This window comes from Streptomyces sp. NPDC047042, from assembly GCF_040644035.1.
GTDB lineage: Bacteria > Actinomycetota > Actinomycetes > Streptomycetales > Streptomycetaceae > Streptomyces.
Window position 1 is genome coordinate 86,789 of record NZ_JBEYVP010000011.1, and the last position, 18,763, is coordinate 105,551.

Here is an 18,763-nt window from a genome sequence, read left to right on the forward strand (position 1 = left end):
GTGCTTTCAGGAAACTCGGGCTTCGGCGAATGTTCGTCGCACTGTTGTGCGTTCTGGGCGTTCTGTTCGTCAGTAGTTGCGAAAGAGAGGCGCCGCCGACGGTGGTGAGGGCGGTCGCCTCGGGAGTGGCCTCCCTCGCGCCGTTCTTCGACGAGAGCAGCGGCCTCGGCCATGACGCCCAGGTCCGTTCACGGCCCGCGCACGGCAGCAGCCTGCAGCGGGGCAGCACGCCCGGGCTGTACGGGGGCACGACGAAGCCGACGGTCTGTGACGTCGCCCGGCTGAGGCAATTCCTCACCGACCCCGACAACAACAGGAAGGCCCAGGAATGGGCACGTGTGGTCGATATTCAGCAGAGCGGGATTCCCGCCTATCTCGACCGGCTCACACCTGTTCTCCTGCGCCACGACACCCTCGTGAAGAACCACGACTACAAGAAGGAAAAAGCGGTCCCGTACGACGCGCTGCTCCAGGCCGGAATCGCGGTACTCGTCGATGAGGCGGGAGTTCCCGCCGTGAAGTGTTCATGCGGAAATCCGCTGAAGCCGTTCCAGGGCGCCACGGACCGTATTTCCGTCCAGTTCGAGGACGGCAACGAGAAGTGGCGGGACTACGACGCCGACGAGGTCGTGCTGGTACGTCCCGCACCAGGCAAGGTCGACCGGTTCGCGCTCGTCGACGTCGACGATCCGGAGCGGGGCATCTACCGCCGGCCCGGCACCGAGGGCGAGGCCGACCAGGTCTTCGACACGCGCGAGCGGCATCAGGTGCCTCGCCTCGCCGGAACGACCTTCGGTGCCGCGAGCAGCCGTCTGACGAACCTGGGCCTGGCGACGGCGTACGACACCGCCGGGCTCCCCCCGTCCGACGCCACCGTCACCGGTTCGGACCCGGCCCCCGGCGCGGCGCTCCCGTTCGGCTCGTACGTCACGCTCAGCGTGCACATCGAGTCGGGCTCCCCCGACGACGGCACCGGCGGAGGAACCGGCGGCGGCGCGACTCCCTCCGGGCCGGACATGAGGCCACCGTCGACGCCGACCTCGGAATCGGAGTCGGAGTCGGAGTCGGAGTCGCCGCCGGCTACCAGGCCGACCTCGGCGCCGCCGCCGGTGCCCGAGTCCGACACCCCGTCCCCCGAGACGACCGAGCCCTCGGTATCTCCCTCGTCCCCACCTCCGTCCAGCGACGAGCCCACGCCGCCTACATCAGAGCCCACAAGCGAGGCACCCTCCCCGGACCCACCTCCACCAACGCCGAGTGACACACCAAGCGCACCCCCCGACCCAAGCAACCCACCTCCGCCATCCCCTACAACTACGCCGACCTCGGAAACGCCGGGTTCGTAACGCGCCCTATAGGGGCGCGGGGAACTGCGCGACCAGCCCCCACCGACCCGCACCCGACAAAACGCCCGCGGAGGTCACCGCATGCCCTCAGGCTCCCCCACCTCAGGAGTAGGCCGGGTAATCGCCGGCCGCTACCTCCTGCTCAACCAACTCGGCAGCGGCGCCATGGGCCACGTATGGCTCGCCCACGACCAGCGACTCGCCTGCGAGGTCGCCCTCAAGGAGATCGCGTTCCGCGACCCCACCGAGCCCACCGCGGAACGCACCGCCCGGGTCGCCCGGGCCCGCGCCGAGGCCCGCCACGCGGCGGTGTTGCGCGGCAACCCCAACGTGGTGACCGTGCTCGACGTACTCGAGCACGAGGGCCTGCCCTGGATCGTCATGGAGTACGTGGCGGGCGCCCTCGACCTGCGCGACCTGATCGCCATGCGCGGCCCCCTCGCACCGGCCGAGTGCGCCCGGATCGGCCTCGCCGTCCTGGACGCGCTGACCGCCGGACACGAGCAGGGCATCATGCACCGGGACGTGAAGCCCGCGAACATCCTGCTGGCGCCGGACCGCGCCGGAACACCGCACGCCCGGATCCTGCTCGCCGACTACGGCATCTCGGTGCAGCCGGACGCGGCCGAGCCCCGCTACACGCTGACGTCCACGCTGGTCGGCACGGCGGGGTATCTGGCGCCCGAGCGGGCCACCGGCGGGCCGCCGACCGCCGCCGCCGACCTGTTCTCGCTGGGCTGCACGCTCTACTACGCCGTCGAGGGCGTCGGACCGTTCGAACGGGACACCCCGCTCGCGGAGATCACCGCCGTGATCATGGAGGAACCCCGGAAGCCGGAGCGGGCGGGCGCGCTGGGACCGGTCCTGGAGGCGATGCTCACGAAGGACCCCGCCCAGCGGATCACGGCGGCCCGGGTGGAGGCGGCCCTGGACCTGATCGTCACGCCCCAGGCCGACCCGTACGAACGCGTCAGGACGGACCCGGAGTCCTTACCGCCGTGGGGTGCGCCGGAGCTGCTGTACGGGTCCGGGGAGGCGCCACCGGCCCCGCCCAGGGAACCGCACACAGAACCGGACATGAGGCTCGTGCCGCCGCCCTCCGCTCGTCGCCGGGCCCTCCCCGCCGCGCTGGGCGCTCTGCTCGGGGTCGCCCTGGCCGGTGTCGGGGTCTGGTTCACGCTGGGCGACCCGCCGGGCGGCGCCGCGCAGGCCATGGGGAAGCCATACGGCGGGCCTGTCGGTCTCGCCGAGCCGCTGGCGGAGGGCGACTGTGTGATCGCCGACTGGCCCGGCGGTACGCGCTTCAAGGGGGCGCCCCGGCTGACCGTGGACCCGACCTGTCGGGACGCCTCCCCGGACGGGCAGGTGCTGGCGGTCGTGGACGCCGGGTCGGTCGCCGAGGCACGGGTCCAGGGGCCCGCCCAGTGCGAGGAACTGACCCGGGATCTGCGGGAGAAGCTGGCCGACGTACGCGGATACGCCGTCGTGCCGGCCGAGGACGGGTTCGAGACGGCCCGGGGGCGTACGGCCTGTCTGCTGCTCGGCGCGCACGGGCCGGTGTACGGGCCGCTCGGGCCGTTCCGTGAGCCGGGGCAGTCCTTCGGGGACACGGCCTCCATGCAGAGGCGGGACTGTCTGCGGTCGCCGTCCGGGCGGGAGGCACGGCTGGTCGCCTGTACCGAGCCGCACGACGAGCAGGTCCTCGGGTTCACGAGGCTGGACGCCCGCGTGCCCTTCGAGAAGGCGCGGGACATGTCGGACACCGCCTGTGCGAGGGACGTGCCGCCGGCCGACTACGGCTTCGATCCGTCGGTCTACCGGGCCGGGTCCTGGACGAGTCGTGGAGCGTGGGACTCCGGAACGCATTTGGTCGTCTGCACTGTTTCGAGGCAGAACGGGGGCACCATGGAGGGAGAAGAGCCATGAGGAGGGTGTTGCGATGCCCGGTTCCACGAACGGTTCCACGAAGACCATGGGGGTGCTCACCGTAGGCGGGCTCGTCGTGGTGACGGCCTACACGGTGGCGCTCGGCAGCAACGGCTGGCTGTGGTTCGGCTGGGTGGTGCTGGGCCTGATCACGCTCGGGATGGTCGTCACCCGTCCCACCTGATCTCCCGGTCCGGGCCCCGGTTCACCTGAATGGCCCAGTGGCCGGGCCCGGTCAGTTCTCGAAGAGGCGGCCCGCGGAGTGCACGCCCGGCTGGTATTTCGGCAGCCGGGCGGTGATTTTCATGCCCGCACCGAGCGCGGTCTCGATGACGAGGCCGTGGTCGTCTCCGTAGACCTGGCGGAGTCGGTCGTCCACGTTCGAGAGGCCGATGCCGCCGGACGGGCTGATCTCGCCGGCGAGGATACGGCGGAGCAGTACCGGGTCCATGCCGACGCCGTCGTCCTCGATGACGACCAGGGCCTCGGCGCCCGCGTCCTGCGCGGTGATGCTGATGTGGCTCTTGCCGGCCAGGGCTCCCTTGCCCTCCAGGCCGTGTTTGACGGCGTTCTCCACGAGGGGCTGGAGGCAGAGGAAGGGGAGCGCGACCGGGAGCACCTCGGGGGCGATCTGGAGGGTGACCGAGAGGCGGTCGCCGAAGCGGGCCCGGACGAGGGCCAAGTAGTGGTCGATGGCGTGGAGTTCGTCGGCCAGGGTGGTGAAGTCGCCGTGCCTGCGGAACGAGTAGCGGGTGAAGTCGGCGAATTCCAGGAGCAGTTCGCGGGCGCGCTCCGGGTCGGTGCGCACGAACGAGGCGATCACCGCGAGCGAGTTGAAGATGAAGTGCGGGGAGATCTGGGCGCGAAGTGCCTTGATCTCGGCCTCGATGAGGCGGGTGCGGGACTGGTCCAGGTCCGCCAACTCCAGTTGGACGGAGACCCACCTCGCGACCTCTCCGGCGGCTCGGACGAGGACCGCTGACTCTCGGGGCGCGCATGCGACGAGGGCGCCGTGGACGCGGTCGTCGACGGTGAGGGGGGCCACGACGGCCCAGCGCAGGGGGCAGTCCGGGGCGTCGCAGGTGAGCCGGAAGGCTTCGCCGCGCCCGGTTTCCAGGGGGCCGGCGAGGCGTTCCATGATCTCGGCGCGGTGGTGTTCGCCGACGCCGTCCCAGACGAGGACCGACTCCTGGTCGGTGAGGCAGAGGGCGTCCGTGCCGAGCAGGGTGCGCAGGCGCCCGGCCGAGCGTCCGGCGGTCTCCTCGGTGAGGCCCGCGCGCAGCGGGGGCGCCGCCAGGGAGGCGGTGTGCAGGGTCTCGAAGGTGGCGTGCTCGACGGGGGTGCCGAGGCCGCCGAGGCGTTCGGGGCGGGCCGCGCGGCGGCCGAGCCAGAATCCGGCGGCCAGCAGCGGCAGGATGGCCACGCAGAGTCCGGCGAGGAATCCGCTCATGTCCGGGTCACCTCCGTACGGGAGCCCCCTGCGGGACCGTGGCCGGTGTGGCCCGTGTGACCGCCGTGGCCGCCGTGCGCCCCGGACAGTTCCTCCGGCAGGTGGAAGCGGGCCAGGATGGCCGCCGTACCGGCGGGGACGCGGGTCGGGGTGGCCAGGGACACCAGGACCATGGTGAGGAAGCCGAGGGGTACCGACCACAGGGCGGGCCAGGCGAGCAGGGCGTGCAGGGCGCCCGTGCCCGGGAAGCCCGCCATCGTGGCGGCCACGGCGAGGAGCGCGGAGCCCCCGCCGACCAGCATCCCGGCGGCGGCCCCCGGCGGGGTCAGGCGGCGCCACCAGATGCCGAGGACGAGCAGCGGGCAGAAGGACGACGCGGAGACGGCGAAGGCGAGCCCGACGGCGTCGGCGACCGGGAGTCCGCCGACGATGACGCTGGCGGCGAGCGGTACGGCCATGGCGATGACCGTACCGAGGCGGAAGTGCCGTACGCCGCGCGAGGGCAGGACGTCCTGGGTGAGGACGCCGGCGACGGCCATGGTGAGCCCGGACGCGGTGGACAGGAACGCGGCGAAGGCACCGCCGGCCACCAGTGCGCCCAGCAGGTCGCCGCCGAGGCCGCCGATCATGCGGTCGGGCAGCAGGAGGACGGCGGCGTCGGCGTCGGCGGTGAGGGCCAGTTCGGGGGCGTAGAGGCGGCCCAGGGCGCCGTAGACGGGCGGGAGGAGGTAGAAGGCGCCGATGAGGGCGAGTACGGCGACGGTGGTGCGGCGGGCGGCGACGCCGTGCGGGCTGGTGTAGAAGCGGACCACGACGTGCGGCAGGCCCATGGTGCCGAGGAACGTGGCGAGGATCAGGCCGTACGTGGCGTACAGCGGGCGTTCCTCGCGGCCTTCGGCGAGGGAGGTCGACATGCCTCCGTTGGTGCCGCGGTCGGCCTGGGGGACGGCGGCGCCCTTGGCGAAGGTGAGGCGGGTGCCGCGGTCGATGTGGTGGGTGCCGGCGGGGAGTCGGAGGACCTGGTCCGTGTGCGGGCGGCCGTCGACCGTGCCGGTCACGGTGACGGTGAGCGGGGCCTTCAGTTTCAGGTCGAGGCCGTCCCCGACCCGGACGACGCGCTGTTCGCGGAAGGTGGCGGGTTCGTCGAAGGCGTGGCGCGGAGCGCCGTCGCCCTGCCAGGCGAGGGCGAGGAAGAGGGCCGGGACGAGCAGCGCGGTGAGCTTCAGCCAGTACTGGAAGGCCTGGACGAAGGTGATGCTGCGCATGCCGCCCGCGGCGACGGTGGCGACCACGACGACGGCGACGATGACTCCGCCGACCCAGTCGGGCGCGTCGGTCAGGACCGCCAACGTCAGGCCTGCGCCCTGGAGTTGGGGCAGCAGATAGAGCCAGCCGACGCCGACGACGAAGGCTCCGGCGAGTCGTCGTACGGCCTGGGAGGCGAGGCGGGCCTCGGCGAAGTCGGGGAGTGTGTAGGCGCCGGAGCGGCGCAGCGGGGCCGCGACGAAGAGGAGCAGCAGGAGGTAGCCGGCGGTGTAGCCGACGGGGTACCAGAGCATGTCGGGGCCCTGGACGAGGACGAGGCCCGCGATGCCGAGGAAGGAGGCGGCGGAGAGGTACTCGCCGCTGATGGCGGTGGCGTTGAGGCGGGGGCCGACGGTGCGGGAGGCGACGTAGAAGTCGGAGGTGGTGCGGGAGATGCGCAGGCCGAACGCGCCGACGAAGACCGTCGCCACGACGACGAGGGCGACGGCCGGGACGGCGTAGTTCTCGTTCACAGGGGACTGTTCCCGTTCATGGCGTCAGCGGTCCTGGTCCTCGACCAGCCGGACGAAGTCCCGCTCGTTGCGTTCGGCGCGCCGTACGTACCAGCGGGCGAGCAGCACCAGCGGCGCGTAGAGGCCGAAGCCGAGGATCAGCCACTCCAGGTGGTGGGCGTCGGGCATCGCGGCGAAGAGCAGCGGCAGCGGGGCGACGAGCAGGGCGAGTACCGCGAACACCACGAGGGCGGCGCGGAGTTGGGACCGCATCAGGGAGCGGACGTAGGTGTGGCCGAGGGTGGTCTGTTCGTCGATCTCGGTGCGCGGCCGGTAGTAGCCGGAGGTACGGCGGGCGCGTCGGGGCGGTCCGGTGACGACGACGCGGCGCTCGGCGGGGTCCTGGGGCACGGGCGGGCTCTGCCTCTCAGCTCGCGGGCCGGCGCATCAGCAGGTCCCGCAGCTCCCGGGCGTGGCGTCGGCTGACCTGGAGCTCCTCGGCGCCGACCAGGACGCTCACGGTGCCCGCGTCGAGGCGGAGTTCGCCGATGTGGCGCAGGGCGACGAGATGGCGGCGGTGGATGCGGACGAACCCGCGGGCGCGCCAGCGCTCCTCGAGGGTGGAGAGCGGGATGCGGACGAGGTGGCTGCCCCGGTCGGTGTGCAGACGGGCGTAGTCGCCCTGGGCCTCGACGTGGGTGATGTCGTCGACGGCGACGAAGCGGGTCACCCCGCCGAGTTCGACGGGTATGTGGTCGGGGTCGGGTTCGTGCACCGGTATGGGTGCGGGGAGGGGCGGGGTGTTGTCGCGGAGTTCGGCGGCCCTGCGGACGGCCTCGGCGAGGCGTTCCTTGCGTACGGGTTTCAGTACGTAGTCGACGGCCTTGAGGTCGAAGGCCTGGACGGCGAAGTCCTCGTGGGCGGTGACGAACACGACGAGCGGCGGCTTGGCGAACCCGGTGAGGAGCCGGGCCAGGTCGAGGCCGTCGAGGCCGGGCAGATGGATGTCGAGGAACACGACGTCGATGGCCTCGGGTCCGCCGGGTCCCGACTGCAGGGCGCGGTTGATGCGGCGCAGGGCCTCGGTCGCGTCGCCCGCTCCCTCGGCGCTGTCGATGCGTGGGTCCGCGTGCAGCAGATACAGCAGCTCCTCCAGGGAGGGGCGTTCGTCGTCGACGGCGAGGGCGCGCAGCATGAAGGTGGAGTGTAGGTGGAATTCGTACGTGTGGACATGTGCCGGGCGTGCGGGCCGCCGCCCGGCGCTGTGTTCCTCGTCGTCGGATCGCCGTCGCTGGATACAGTGCCCGGATGAACAGCAGGCCGGCGCCTTTCGACGGAGTTGACCGGAAGATCATCACCACCCTGATGGCGAACGCCCGTACGAGCTTCGCCGAGATCGGTGCGGCGGTCGGGTTGTCGGCCACCGCGGTGAAGCGGAGGGTGGACCGGCTGCGGGAGGCGGGTGTGATCACCGGGTTCACGGCGACGGTGGAACCCTCGGCGCTCGGCTGGAGCACGGAGGCCTACGTGGAGGTGTACTGCGAGGGCGCGGCGCCGCCGCGGCGGCTGGCGGAGGTGGTGCGCAACCATCCGGAGATCACGGCGGCGATGACGGTGACGGGCGGTGCGGACGCGCTGCTGCATGTGCGGGCGACGGATGTGGAGCACTTCGAGAACGTGCTGGAGCGCATCCGTACGGAGCCGTTCATCCGGAAGACGATCAGCTACATGGTGCTGTCCCACCTCCTCCCGGAAAGCCCGGAGGCGGGCGCTACCCATCCTGCTCCGAACAACACTTCGGACGGCGCATCAGACCTGCGTTGATGGCGTCAAAGACGCAGGATTCCTGCGCGGACACGCAATCGTTGTCGCTTGTCGGGCGTCGGGCTCAGTTCCTACCGTGGTGTCATCCCACTTGGAACATCGCAGGAAGCGGAGGAACCCCTCTGTGCCCGACAGCCGTGTGCCGCGCCCCCGGCGCTTTCTCGTCTGTGAACCCAGACATTTCGCCGTGCAGTACGCGATCAACCCCTGGATGAACCCCGGCACCAGGGTCGACATCGATCTGGCCCAGGAGCAGTGGCGCTCGCTGATCAGCGCCTACCGCGCCCACGGCCACACCGTGGACACCGTGGAGCCGGTCCCCGGCCTGCCCGACATGGTGTTCGCCGCGAACTCGGCGGTCGTCGTCGCCGGCCGCGTGTTCGGCTCCTCCTTCCACGCCCCCGAGCGCCGCCCCGAGTCGACCGCGTACGAGACGTGGTTCAAGTCGGCGGGCTTCGACGTGTACCGCCCCGAGTCGGTGTGCGAGGGCGAGGGCGACCTGGTCCCGGCCGGCCGCTGGATTCTCGCGGGCACGGGCTTCCGTACGACCCGTGCGGCCCATCACGAGGTGCAGGAGCACTTCGGCGTCCCGGTGATCGGCCTGAAGCTGACGGACCCGTACTTCTACCACCTGGACACGGCGCTGTTCGTCCTCGACGACGGCCACGGGGGCCGCGAGGGAAACATCGCGTACTACCCGGAGGCCTTCTCGCCGGGCAGCCGTGAGGTGCTGGCGCGGCTGTACCCGGACGCGGTCGTCGCGACCCGCGAGGACGCGCTCACCTTCGGTCTGAACTCGGTCTCGGACGGTCACCACGTCTTCATCGACCCGGGCGCCACGGCTCTCGCCGCCGAACTGACGCGCCACGGCTACCTTCCCGTCCCCGTCGACCTGTCGGAGTTCCGCAAGGCCGGCGGCGGCATCAAGTGCTGCACTCAGGAGATCCGCTCATGACCGCACTGACGAGCACGGGCGCGGGAGCGCGCTCCTCCGCGGACCTGATCCGCGCCGAGGAGCCGGTCCTCGCGCACAACTACCACCCGCTGCCCGTGGTCGTGGCCCGCGCCGAGGGCGCCTGGGTCGAGGACGTCGAGGGCCGCCGCTACCTGGACATGCTGGCCGGCTACTCGGCCCTCAACTTCGGCCACCGCCACCCGGCGCTGATCGAGGCGGCCCACCGCCAGCTGGACCGCCTCACCCTGACCTCCCGCGCCTTCCACAACGACCGGCTGGCCCAGTTCGCCGCCTCCCTGGCCGAGTTGACGGGCCAGGACATGGTCCTGCCGATGAACACCGGCGCGGAGGCGGTCGAGAGCGCCGTCAAGGTGGCCCGCAAATGGGCGTACGACGTGAAGAGCGTGCCCGCCGACCGGGCGACGATCGTGGTGGCGGCGGACAACTTCCACGGCCGTACGACGACGATCGTCAGCTTCTCGACGGACGAGACGGCGAGGGCCGGCTTCGGCCCGTTCACGCCGGGCTTCCGGATCGTGCCCTACAACGACCTGGCGGCCCTGGAGGAGGCGATCGACGAGACGACGGCGGCGGTCCTCCTGGAGCCCATCCAGGGCGAGGCGGGCGTCCTGATCCCGGACGACGGCTATCTGACCGGCGTACGCGAACTGACGCGCCGCGCGGGCTGTCTGTTCATCGCCGACGAGATCCAGTCGGGCCTGGGCCGCACCGGCCGCACCCTGGCCGTCGACCACGAGGGCGTCGTCCCGGACATGGTGCTCCTCGGCAAGGCGCTGGGCGGCGGCATCGTGCCGGTGTCGGCGGTGGTCGCGCGCCGGGAGGTCCTCGGGGTGCTGCGGCCGGGTGAGCACGGCTCGACGTTCGGCGGCAACCCGCTGGCGGCGGCGGTCGGCCAGGCGGTGGTCGAACTGCTGGAGACCGGCGAGTTCCAGCGCCGGGCGGCCGAGTCGGGGGTCGTGCTGCGCGACGGCCTGACCGGGCTGGTCGGCAGGGGCGTCGTCGGATTCCGGTCGCGGGGGCTGTGGGCGGGGGTCGACATCGACCCGGCCATCGGCACCGGACGGGAGATCAGTGAGCGGCTGATGCGGGAGGGGATCCTGGTCAAGGACACCCACGGATCGACGATTCGGCTGGCGCCGCCGCTGACGATCGGCGCGGAGGAACTGAGGACGGCTCTCGGAGTTCTGGAGAAGGTGCTGGCCCAGGGAGCCTGATCCCGGCCAAGTGACGACAGAGCGTGACACCTGAAGGGTGACGTCCGACGACGGCCGCGCCTACACTGATCGCCTCCAGGGGAACAGAGGAGCGCCGGAGTGTTCTATTACGTGCTCAAGTACGTGTTGCTCGGTCCGCTGCTGAGACTTGTCTTCCGGCCGCGGATCGAGGGGCTCGAACACGTACCGTCGTCGGGCGCCGCCATCGTCGCCGGAAACCATCTGTCGTTCTCGGACCACTTCCTGATGCCCGCGATCCTCAAGCGGCGCATCACCTTCCTGGCGAAGGCCGAGTACTTCACGGGCCCGGGGCTCAAGGGGCGGCTGACCGCGTTCTTCTTCCGCAGCGCCGGCCAGATCCCGGTGGACCGGTCCGGCAAGGAGGCGGGGCAGGCGGCCATCCGGGAAGGGCTCGGGGTGCTGAGCAAGGACGAGCTGCTCGGTATCTATCCGGAGGGCACCCGGTCGCACGACGGGCGGCTCTACAAGGGCAAGGTCGGGGTCGCCGTGATGGCGCTCAAGGCCAAGGTGCCCGTCATTCCGTGCGCGATGATCGGCACCTTCGAGGCGCAGCCGCCCGGCAAGGTCATCCCGAACATCCATCCGGTGGGGATCCGCTTCGGCAAGCCCCTCGACTTCTCCCGCTACGAGGGGATGGAGAACGAGAAGGCGATTCTGCGGGCCATCACCGACGAGATCATGTACGCCATCCTCTCCCTCTCCGAGCAGGAGTACGTCGACCAGTACGCGGCCGTCGTCAAGCAGGAGGAGGCCGCGCAGAAGGCCGCCGAGAAGAAGGCCGAGAAGGAGCAGCGGGGGCGCAAGTTCCCGCGTATGCCGCTCAGTTGAGGCCTCCGGTGCCGTCCGGCGCTGTCCCACCTCAGCCCATGTCTGCTGGCAGCTAATCTTCGCCGGACCCGGCGATCACAGCGGTTACGGTCGCTCCATGAGACGAGCTGTGGTGATCGGAGCGACCGGGCAGATCGGGCGGGTGGCCGTGCGGGCACTGGCCCGCGACGGATGGGAGGTGACCGCCGTCTCGCGCGGCGGAGGCCGGGACGACAACTGGCCCGACGAGGTGCGGGTCGCGGCCGCCGACCGGGCCGACGACGCGGCACTCGCGGCGGTGGTGGGCGACGGCTGCGACGTCCTCGTGGACATGGTGGCGTTCGGGCCCGAGCACGCACGGCAGTTGACGGGTCTCGCCGGGCGGGTCGGGTCGGCGGTGGTGATCTCCAGTGTGTCCGTGTACGAGGACGACAAGGGACGCAACTTCGACACACAGGAGGAGCCCGACGGCTTCCCCGAGTACCCGGTGCCCGTCCTCGAGGAGCAGCGCACCGTCCAGCCGGGCGAGGACTCCTACAGCACCCGGAAGGCGGGCCTCGAACACGAACTCCTCGCCGTGGCAGACCAGTTGCCGACCACGCTGCTGCGGGCGGGAGCCATCCACGGGCCGTACTGCCGTAGCCCGCGGGAGCTGTACTTCGTCAAGCGCAACCTGGACGGCCGGCGCCGGCGCGTCCTTCCGTACGGCGGCGAGAGCCGCTTCCACACGGCGAGCGTCCACAACATCGCCGAGCTGATCCGGCTGGCCGCCGCGCGGCCGGGCGCCCGGGCCCTGAACGCCGTCGATCCCGAGGCGCCGACGGTGGCGGAGATCGCGGGGGCCATCGACGCCGTGATGGGGGTCGAGGCGGAGAACGTACTGGTGGACGGTCCGCCGCCGGCTCCGACCGTGGGCAACACCCCGTGGTCGGTCCCGGTGCCCGTGGTGTTCGACATGTCCGCCGCCGAACGGGAGTTGGGCTACCGGCCCGTCGTCACGTACGCCCAGAGCCTGCCGGAGACCGTCGCCTGGATCGAGGGGCGCCTGGCCGGGCGGGACTGGCGGGAGGCGTACGCCAAGATGTACGAGACGTACGGCGATCTCTTCGACTACGCGGCGGAGGACGCCTGGTCGGTGTGACGACGGGACGGGTGTGGGGCGGCCGGAGGATTCCCGGCCGCCCCACACACCTCGTACGACTGACTGTCAGGGACTACTTACTGCCGTCGGCTTTACCGCTACCGCTACCGCTACGGCTTCGGGGTGGCGTGCGGGGTGCAGGTCACGTCCGCCGTGTCCACCTTGCCGGTGAGCAGATAGGTGTCCACCCGCTCGTTGATGCACGGGTTGACCAGACCGGTCACACCGTGGGAGCCCGCGTCCTTCTCGGTGATCAGACGCGAGTTCTTGAAGCGCTTGTGCAGTTCGACGCCACCCTCGTACGGAGTGGCCGCGTCACGCTGGGACTGCACGATCAGCACGGGCGGCAGGCCCTTGCCGGACTTCACGTTCACCGGGGTCTGCTGCTTGACCGGCCAGGTCGCGCACGGCAGGTTCATCCAGGCGTTGGCCCAGGTCAGGAACGGGTAGTTCTTGTGCAGCCGGGTGTTGTCGCGGTCCCACTTCTTCCAGCTGGTGGGCCACTTGGCGTCGGTGCACTCGACGGCCGTGTAGACGGCGTTGCCGTTCTCGGAGGACGCGTTGCCCGCGGTGTCCGTGAGGTCGGGGGCCGCCGCGTCGACGAGCGCCTGGGTGTCGCCCGCGAAGTACTTGCTGAACACGGTGGCGACCGGGATCCACGACGAGTCGTAGTAGGGGGCGCCCTGGAAGAAGCCGATCAGCTCGGCCGGTCCGACAAGCCCACCGATCGGGTTCTTCTTCGCGGTGGCCCTCAACTCCAGCCACTTCGCCTGCACTTGGGCCCTAGTGGTGCCCAGGTGGAAGACGGCGTCGTTCTTCGCGACCCAGTCCTGCCAGTCGTTCCAGCGCATCTCGAAGGCGACGTCCTGATCGAGGTTGGCCTCGTACCAGATCTTCTCGCGCGACGGGTTGACCACACTGTCCGCGATCATGCGGCGGACGTGCCCCGGGTAGAGCGTCCCGTAGACGGCCGCGATGTACGTCCCGTACGACACACCGAGGAAGTTGAGCTTCTTCTCCCCCAGCGCGGCACGGATCACGTCCAGGTCGCGCACGGTGTTCGGGGTGGTCATGTACGGCAGCATCTCGCCGCTGCGCTCGTAGCAGCCCTCGGCGTACTCGCGGGCCGACTTGCGCTGGGCGCGCTTGTCCGCCTCCGAGTCCGGCACCGGGTCGGGCTTGGGCGCCTTCACGAACTCCTGCGGATCGACGCAGGAGATGGGCGCCGAGTGGCCGACTCCACGCGGGTCGAAGCCCACGAAGTCATAGGCCTTCGAGACATTGGTCCACAGCGGGTTCTTCGTGGTGACCCGGCGCGGGAAGCGCAGCCCGGAGCCGCCGGGACCGCCCGGGTTGTAGACGAGGGCGCCCTGCCGCTCCTCCTTGGTCCCCGTGTTGCCGATGCGGTCGACGGCGAGCTTGATCTGCTTGCCGTACGGCCTCGCGTAGTCGAGCGGCACCATGACCCAGCCGCACTGGATCGGCTTCTCCAGGCCCCAGTCGGCCGCGCAGTCCTGCCAGTCGATGCCGGCCTTCGCGGCTCGTGCGGCGGCGATCGCCGCGCCGCGCGTCTCCCGGTCCTGGCCGTGGCGGGCGTCCGCGCTGGCCGAGGGCGCCGCGACGGCGCCGGCTATCAGGGTCGCCGTGACCAGTGCTCCGGCGGAACCGAGCGCCGCGGCTCTCTTCGTCGCCTGCGTGCCTCTCAAGTGGGGCCTCCCCGTACGTGGTTGTTGTCGGTCGGTGACGGGGACCGATCCTCGCGGCTGTGCGGGACCTGTGAACAGGGGGTGGACGTCGTTCTTTACCATTCCGATAAACGGTGAAGTCGGTTTCGCTCAGCGGACATTCGGTGCGGTGTGTGGATTTGCCGTGATCGACCGGGGCGGCACAGGCCCCCGGTCGATCAGCTACCGCCGGACGGGGACGGCTCCAGGGCCGCGAGCCCCTCGTCCAGCACCCGGCGCAGCCGCAGCGCGTCCGGCGCGAGCGCGGTCACCAGCGCGGCGGGGCCGGCGAGCGGTACGAGCACGGCGCTCTCGCCCAACATCCGAGCCGCGACCGGCTCGTCCACGAACTCCGGTCGTACGACGACGAGTTGACCGATCGCGCGATGCCCCGCCAGTACGGCCGGACCGTCCCAGCCGCCCGGCGCCCCGGGTCCGCAGGCCAGCTCCTGGTCGAGGACGACCCGCCCCCCGACCCGCACCATGAGACGGCTGCCGAGCCGTCCGGGTTCCTCACCGGAACGACCGAGCACCTGCTCCTCCCGGAACACGAACCGGGCCCCGGACGCGAGATCGACCCGCGTGCCGACATACAGCTCGCTGCCCTGGGCGCAGATCAACTGCTCGGGCAGCCACCGCAGTTCACCCCCGTCGGCGACCTTGATCCGTACGTCGTAACGGGCCTCGCCCTTCGCCTGGCCCGGCAGTGCGATGGTGGCCGCGGCCGACGCGAGGTGCAGTCGGGCGCCCTCCCCCACCTCCGCCTCGACGGCGAGGTGGTCGCCACCCAGCGGCCCGCTCATGGCGCCGACCAGCATGACGCGGGCCTCGTCGCCGTGCGCGCGGATACGGCGCAGCGCAAGCGGTCCGTCGCCGTCGAGCACCGGCAGGGCGGTGCCGCCCCGGCCGTCGGCGCGGGCGACGATCCGTGCGGTGGCCCGTACGCCGACGGTCATGCCGTCCACGCCGTGAGCTGCGCCCGGACCCAGAGGGCGACGTCCGTGACACCGGCCTCGCTGCGCAGCGACTGGAACACGACGGGCATGTCCCCGCGCGCCGCCTTCGCGTCGGCGGCCATCCGGCCGAGGTCGGAGCCGACGTACGGGGCGAGGTCGGTCTTGTTGACGACGAGGAGGTCCGCGGTGGTGACGCCGGGGCCGCCCTTGCGCGGGATGTCGTCACCGCCGGCGACGTCGATGACGAAGATCTGCGCGTCCACGAGTCCCTTGGAGAAGGTGGCGGTGAGGTTGTCGCCGCCGGACTCGACGAGCACGATGTCGAGGGGCCCGACCTCGTCCTCGAGGTCCTCGACGGCTTCGAGGTTGGCGGAGATGTCGTCGCGGATCGCGGTGTGCGGGCAGGCGCCCGTCTCCACGGCGGTGATCCGCTCGGGCGGCAGCACGGCCTCGCGCAGCAGGAAGTCGGCGTCCTCGCGGGTGTAGATGTCGTTGGTGACGACCGCGAGGGAGAGGGTTTCGCGCAGGGCGCGGCAGAGGGCGGCGACAGTGGCGGTCTTGCCGGAGCCTACGGGGCCGCCGAGGCCGATGCGGAGCGCTCGGCGGGTGCCGTCGGGCCGACGGGCATCCGCGCTGACGGCTGCGCCGGCCTGGGGGTGGGAGTGGTCGAGGTGCATGGAATACGGCTCCGCTTCTGGTCCTGGTTCTGCTTACTGGCTTTTTCCTCGCCCCCGCCGCCCCTACCCGTCCCATCCCTGGGGGCTGCGCCCCCAGACCCCCGCTACGGCCTGAACGGCCTCGTCCTCAAACGCCGGACGGGCTAGTAGTTAGCCCCTCCGGCGTTTGAGGAGCGGGGGTTCGGGGGCAGCGCCCCCGAGGATGGGACGGGTAAGGGCGGCGGGGGCGGATCTCACTACGACGCGAACAACCGCACCGCCCACCCCGCATGCCCCTCCGCCCCCACCTCCAACATCGGCGCCGAAGCCGCAGGCAACGCGTCCACCTCCCCCACCGCCGCCACCTCCACCGCCCGATCCACCACCCGGTCCAACTCCGGCGCCAACCGAGCCAACACCCCCGTCGCATCGAACGGATCAAGGCTCAGCAACCGCACCACCGCCGTCGCGGGCCCGCTGACACACTCGTACACCGAGCAGTACGCCGCGTCCTCCGCCCCCAGCCCCGCCGCCCGCGCAGCGAGCCCCAGCACCACCGGCTGATGCGCGCCCTTGGGGAACTCCCGGGCCAGCGCGTCGAGTTCGGCGGACGGCCAGGTCGTCCGTGCCGCCCGCATCAACTGCCGCCCCAGCCTGCGCGCGGCGACGCGCAACGCGGGGGACGGTGTCCGCGCGTCCGCGGCGGCGTCGAGGGCCACCGGATCGGTCCCGGCGGCAGCGGCTGCGGCGAGCGCGGCCGACACCAGCCCCGTCGTGTGCAACCGCCCCCGGCAGAACTCCTCCAGGCTCGCGGCCCCGGTGATTCGGCCCGCCTTGACCGCGGCCTCGGCCCCGCCGGAGTGCGCGTGCCCTCCGGCGGGGAAGCGGCCGTCGGCCAGGACGAGCAGTGCTGCCCTGCTCATCACGCCCCGCCCATCAGAAGAGGAAGTACCGCTGGGCCATGGGCAGTTCGGCGGCCGGGGTGGCCTCGACCAGTTCCCCGTCGATGTGCACGGCGAAGCTGTCGGGGTTGATCCGTACGTCCGGACGCGCGTCGTTCTCCCGCATGTCGGCCTTGGTCACCGCGCGGGTGGACTCGATCGCGACGAACCGCTTGCCGAGCTGGAGCCGTTCCGGCAAACCGTCCTCGATCGCCAACTGCGCAACGAAGTTGAAGGAGTTGGAGGCCGGCGCGCGGCCGATCGCGCCGAACATGGGGCGGGGCAGGATCGGCTGCGGGGTCGGGATCGAGGCGTTGGCGTCGCCCATCTGCGCGTACGCGATCTGGCCACCCTTGATGACGAGATGCGGCTTCACGCCGAAGAACGCGGGCTCCCAGAGGACCAGGTCGGCGAGCTTGCCCGTCTCCACGGAGCCGATCTCCCGCGCGAGGCCTTGCGCGAGGGCCGGGTTGATCGTGTACTTGGCGACATAGCGACGTACGCGATGGTTGTCGGCGCTGCCGTCGCCCGGGAGAGCGCCCCGGCGCCGCTTCATCACATGGGCGGTCTGCCAGGTCCGCATGATGACCTCGCCGACCCGGCCCATGGCCTGGGCGTCGGAGGAGATGATGGAGATCGCGCCCAGGTCGTGCAGGATGTCCTCCGCCCCGATCGTCGAGGGCCGGATGCGTGACTCGGCGAACGCCAGGTCCTCCGGCACCGCCGCGTTCAGGTGGTGGCAGACCATCAGCATGTCGAGGTGTTCCTCGGCGGTGTTGACGGTGTACGGCCGCGTGGGGTTGGTCGAGCTGGGCAGGACGTGCGGCTCGGAGACCACGGACATGATGTCCGGCGCGTGTCCGCCGCCCGCACCCTCGGTGTGGTAGGCGTGGATGCCCCGGCCCGCGATGGCCGCGAGCGTGTCGGCCACGAATCCGGCCTCGTTGAGGGTGTCCGTGTGGATGGCGACCTGGATGCCGGTGCGGTCGGCGACGGTGAGGGCCGCGTCGATGGCGGCCGGGGTCGAGCCCCAGTCCTCGTGGATCTTCAGGCCGAGGGCGCCGCCGCGGATCTGGGAGAGCATCGCGTCGTGCGAGACGGTGTTGCCCTTGCCGAGCAGGCCGAAGTTGAGGGGGTACTGCTCCATCGCCTCGAGCATCCGGGCCAGGTGCCAGGGGCCGGGCGTCACCGTCGTGGCCTTCGAACCCTCGGCCGGCCCGGTACCGCCACCCACGAGTGTCGTGATGCCCGACGCCAGCGCCTCGTCGGCGATCTGCGGGCAGATCAGATGGACGTGCGCGTCGATGGCGCCCGCCGTCACGATCCGCCCGTTGCCGGCGATGATCTCGGTCTCGGGGCCGATGACCAGGTCGGGGTGGATCCCGTCCATGGTGTCGGGGTTGCCCGCCTTGCCGATGCCGGTGATCCGGCCGTCGCGGATGCCGATGTCGGCCTTGACGATCCCCCAGTGGTCGACGATCACGGCGCCCGTGATGACCGTGTCCGGGGTGCCGTCTGCGCGCGTAGCGCGAGCCTGGCCCATGGATTCGCGGATGACCTTGCCACCGCCGAACACCGCCTCGTCACCGGCGAGACCGGGGCCGCCGCTGCGGTCCTCCTCGATCTCGATCAGCAGGTCGGTGTCGGCGAGCCGGATACGGTCGCCGGTGGTTGGGCCGAACAGGTCGGCGTACGCGGCACGCGAGATCTCAGGCATCGAGGGCACCTCCGGTCTCCCCGCGCAGTCCGGGCACGATGCGCGCGCCGGTGAGCGGAACGAGTTCTACGTCGACGGGGATCCCGGGTTCGAAGCGTACGGCGGTGCCGGCGGCGATGTTGAGCCGCTTGCCGCGCGCTGCCGCGCGGTCGAACTCCAGGCCGGGGTTGGCCTCGGCGAAGTGGTAGTGGGAGCCGACCTGGACGGGCCGGTCGGCGGCGTTCAGCACGGTCATCGACGTGACCTCGCGGCCCTCGTTGTACACAACGGGTCCGTCGGCGAACAGGATCTCTCCGGGAATCACTAC

Annotated in this window: 18 protein-coding genes; 8 read left to right on the plus strand and 10 right to left on the minus strand. The window is 71.3% G+C overall.

Going from position 1 to position 18,763, the window contains the following annotated elements; all coding sequences use genetic code 11:
* Positions 1–29: 29 nt before the first annotated feature.
* The 3 genes from ABZ855_RS14775 (at position 30) to ABZ855_RS14785 (ending at position 3,456) form a co-directional block, all read left to right on the plus strand.
* Positions 30–1,346, plus strand: a complete 1,317-nt coding sequence (locus ABZ855_RS14775) for a PASTA domain-containing protein (protein WP_360806492.1) — start codon at positions 30–32, stop codon at positions 1,344–1,346.
* Between the two features lie 81 nt (positions 1,347–1,427).
* Complete coding sequence (locus ABZ855_RS14780; RefSeq protein ID WP_360806495.1) at positions 1,428–3,272, plus strand: protein kinase; 1,845 nt, start codon at positions 1,428–1,430, stop codon at positions 3,270–3,272.
* A 13-nt stretch (positions 3,273–3,285) separates the two neighbouring features.
* Positions 3,286–3,456, plus strand: coding sequence for a hypothetical protein (locus ABZ855_RS14785; protein ID WP_107090993.1), 171 nt, complete (start codon positions 3,286–3,288; stop codon positions 3,454–3,456).
* A gap of 51 nt (positions 3,457–3,507) precedes the next feature.
* On the opposite strand, the gene ABZ855_RS14790 is transcribed toward ABZ855_RS14785, so the two are convergent.
* The 4 genes from ABZ855_RS14790 to ABZ855_RS14805 are packed head-to-tail and all read right to left on the minus strand — an operon-like array spanning position 3,508 to position 7,674.
* Positions 3,508–4,722: a histidine kinase gene (locus ABZ855_RS14790; RefSeq protein ID WP_360806499.1), complete on the minus strand. Its 1,215-nt coding sequence runs from the start codon at positions 4,720–4,722 to the stop codon at positions 3,508–3,510.
* Complete coding sequence (locus ABZ855_RS14795) at positions 4,719–6,500, minus strand: cation acetate symporter (RefSeq protein WP_360806502.1); 1,782 nt, start codon at positions 6,498–6,500, stop codon at positions 4,719–4,721. Before ABZ855_RS14795 ends, ABZ855_RS14790 begins: the two co-directional genes overlap by 4 nt.
* Positions 6,501–6,524: 24 nt before the next feature.
* Positions 6,525–6,890, minus strand: a complete 366-nt coding sequence (locus tag ABZ855_RS14800) for a hypothetical protein (RefSeq protein ID WP_360806505.1) — start codon at positions 6,888–6,890, stop codon at positions 6,525–6,527.
* A 16-nt stretch (positions 6,891–6,906) separates the two neighbouring features.
* Complete coding sequence (locus tag ABZ855_RS14805; protein ID WP_360806508.1) at positions 6,907–7,674, minus strand: DNA-binding response regulator; 768 nt, start codon at positions 7,672–7,674, stop codon at positions 6,907–6,909.
* 113 nt (positions 7,675–7,787) lie between these two features.
* On the opposite strand from ABZ855_RS14805, the gene ABZ855_RS14810 reads away from it, so the two are divergent.
* The 5 genes from ABZ855_RS14810 to ABZ855_RS14830 all read left to right on the plus strand — a co-directional run bounded on the left by ABZ855_RS14810 (position 7,788) and on the right by ABZ855_RS14830 (position 12,462).
* Entirely contained in the window at positions 7,788–8,303 is a 516-nt protein-coding gene (locus ABZ855_RS14810; protein WP_319203815.1) for an Lrp/AsnC family transcriptional regulator, read from the plus strand.
* A gap of 124 nt (positions 8,304–8,427) precedes the next feature.
* Entirely contained in the window at positions 8,428–9,258 is an 831-nt protein-coding gene (gene ddaH / locus ABZ855_RS14815) for a dimethylargininase (RefSeq protein WP_360806512.1), read from the plus strand.
* Positions 9,255–10,493, plus strand: a complete 1,239-nt coding sequence (gene rocD, locus ABZ855_RS14820; RefSeq protein WP_360806515.1) for an ornithine--oxo-acid transaminase — start codon at positions 9,255–9,257, stop codon at positions 10,491–10,493. Before ddaH ends, rocD begins: the two co-directional genes overlap by 4 nt.
* A 99-nt stretch (positions 10,494–10,592) precedes the next feature.
* The gene (locus tag ABZ855_RS14825; protein ID WP_360806518.1) at positions 10,593–11,342 is read left to right on the plus strand and encodes a lysophospholipid acyltransferase family protein; all 750 of its coding nucleotides are present in this window, start codon (positions 10,593–10,595) and stop codon (positions 11,340–11,342) included.
* Positions 11,343–11,451: 109 nt separating this feature from the next.
* A complete protein-coding gene (locus tag ABZ855_RS14830; protein WP_360806928.1) occupies positions 11,452–12,462 on the plus strand; it encodes an NAD(P)-dependent oxidoreductase in 1,011 nt (336 codons plus the stop codon).
* A gap of 110 nt (positions 12,463–12,572) precedes the next feature.
* Here the strand turns inward: ABZ855_RS14830 and ABZ855_RS14835 are convergent, their stop codons facing one another.
* From ABZ855_RS14835 to ABZ855_RS14860, 6 genes are all read right to left on the minus strand, one after another.
* The gene (locus ABZ855_RS14835) at positions 12,573–14,168 is read right to left on the minus strand and encodes an alpha/beta hydrolase (RefSeq protein WP_360806521.1); all 1,596 of its coding nucleotides are present in this window, start codon (positions 14,166–14,168) and stop codon (positions 12,573–12,575) included.
* Positions 14,169–14,365: 197 nt separating this feature from the next.
* Positions 14,366–15,142, minus strand: coding sequence for an urease accessory protein UreD (locus tag ABZ855_RS14840; RefSeq protein ID WP_360806930.1), 777 nt, complete (start codon positions 15,140–15,142; stop codon positions 14,366–14,368).
* Positions 15,139–15,819, minus strand: coding sequence for an urease accessory protein UreG (gene ureG / locus ABZ855_RS14845; RefSeq protein ID WP_360806524.1), 681 nt, complete (start codon positions 15,817–15,819; stop codon positions 15,139–15,141). Before ureG ends, ABZ855_RS14840 begins: the two co-directional genes overlap by 4 nt.
* A gap of 236 nt (positions 15,820–16,055) precedes the next feature.
* Positions 16,056–16,721 (minus strand): urease accessory UreF family protein, encoded by a 666-nt coding sequence (locus ABZ855_RS14850; RefSeq protein ID WP_360806527.1) that lies wholly within the window; start codon positions 16,719–16,721, stop codon positions 16,056–16,058.
* A 13-nt stretch (positions 16,722–16,734) separates the two neighbouring features.
* On the minus strand, positions 16,735–18,456 hold the full coding sequence (locus ABZ855_RS14855; RefSeq protein ID WP_360806530.1) for an urease subunit alpha: 1,722 nt from the start codon (positions 18,454–18,456) through the stop codon (positions 16,735–16,737).
* Positions 18,449–18,760, minus strand: coding sequence for an urease subunit beta (locus tag ABZ855_RS14860; protein WP_055535474.1), 312 nt, complete (start codon positions 18,758–18,760; stop codon positions 18,449–18,451). The genes ABZ855_RS14855 and ABZ855_RS14860 overlap by 8 nt, the downstream gene beginning before the upstream one ends.
* Positions 18,761–18,763: the final 3 nt, after the last annotated feature.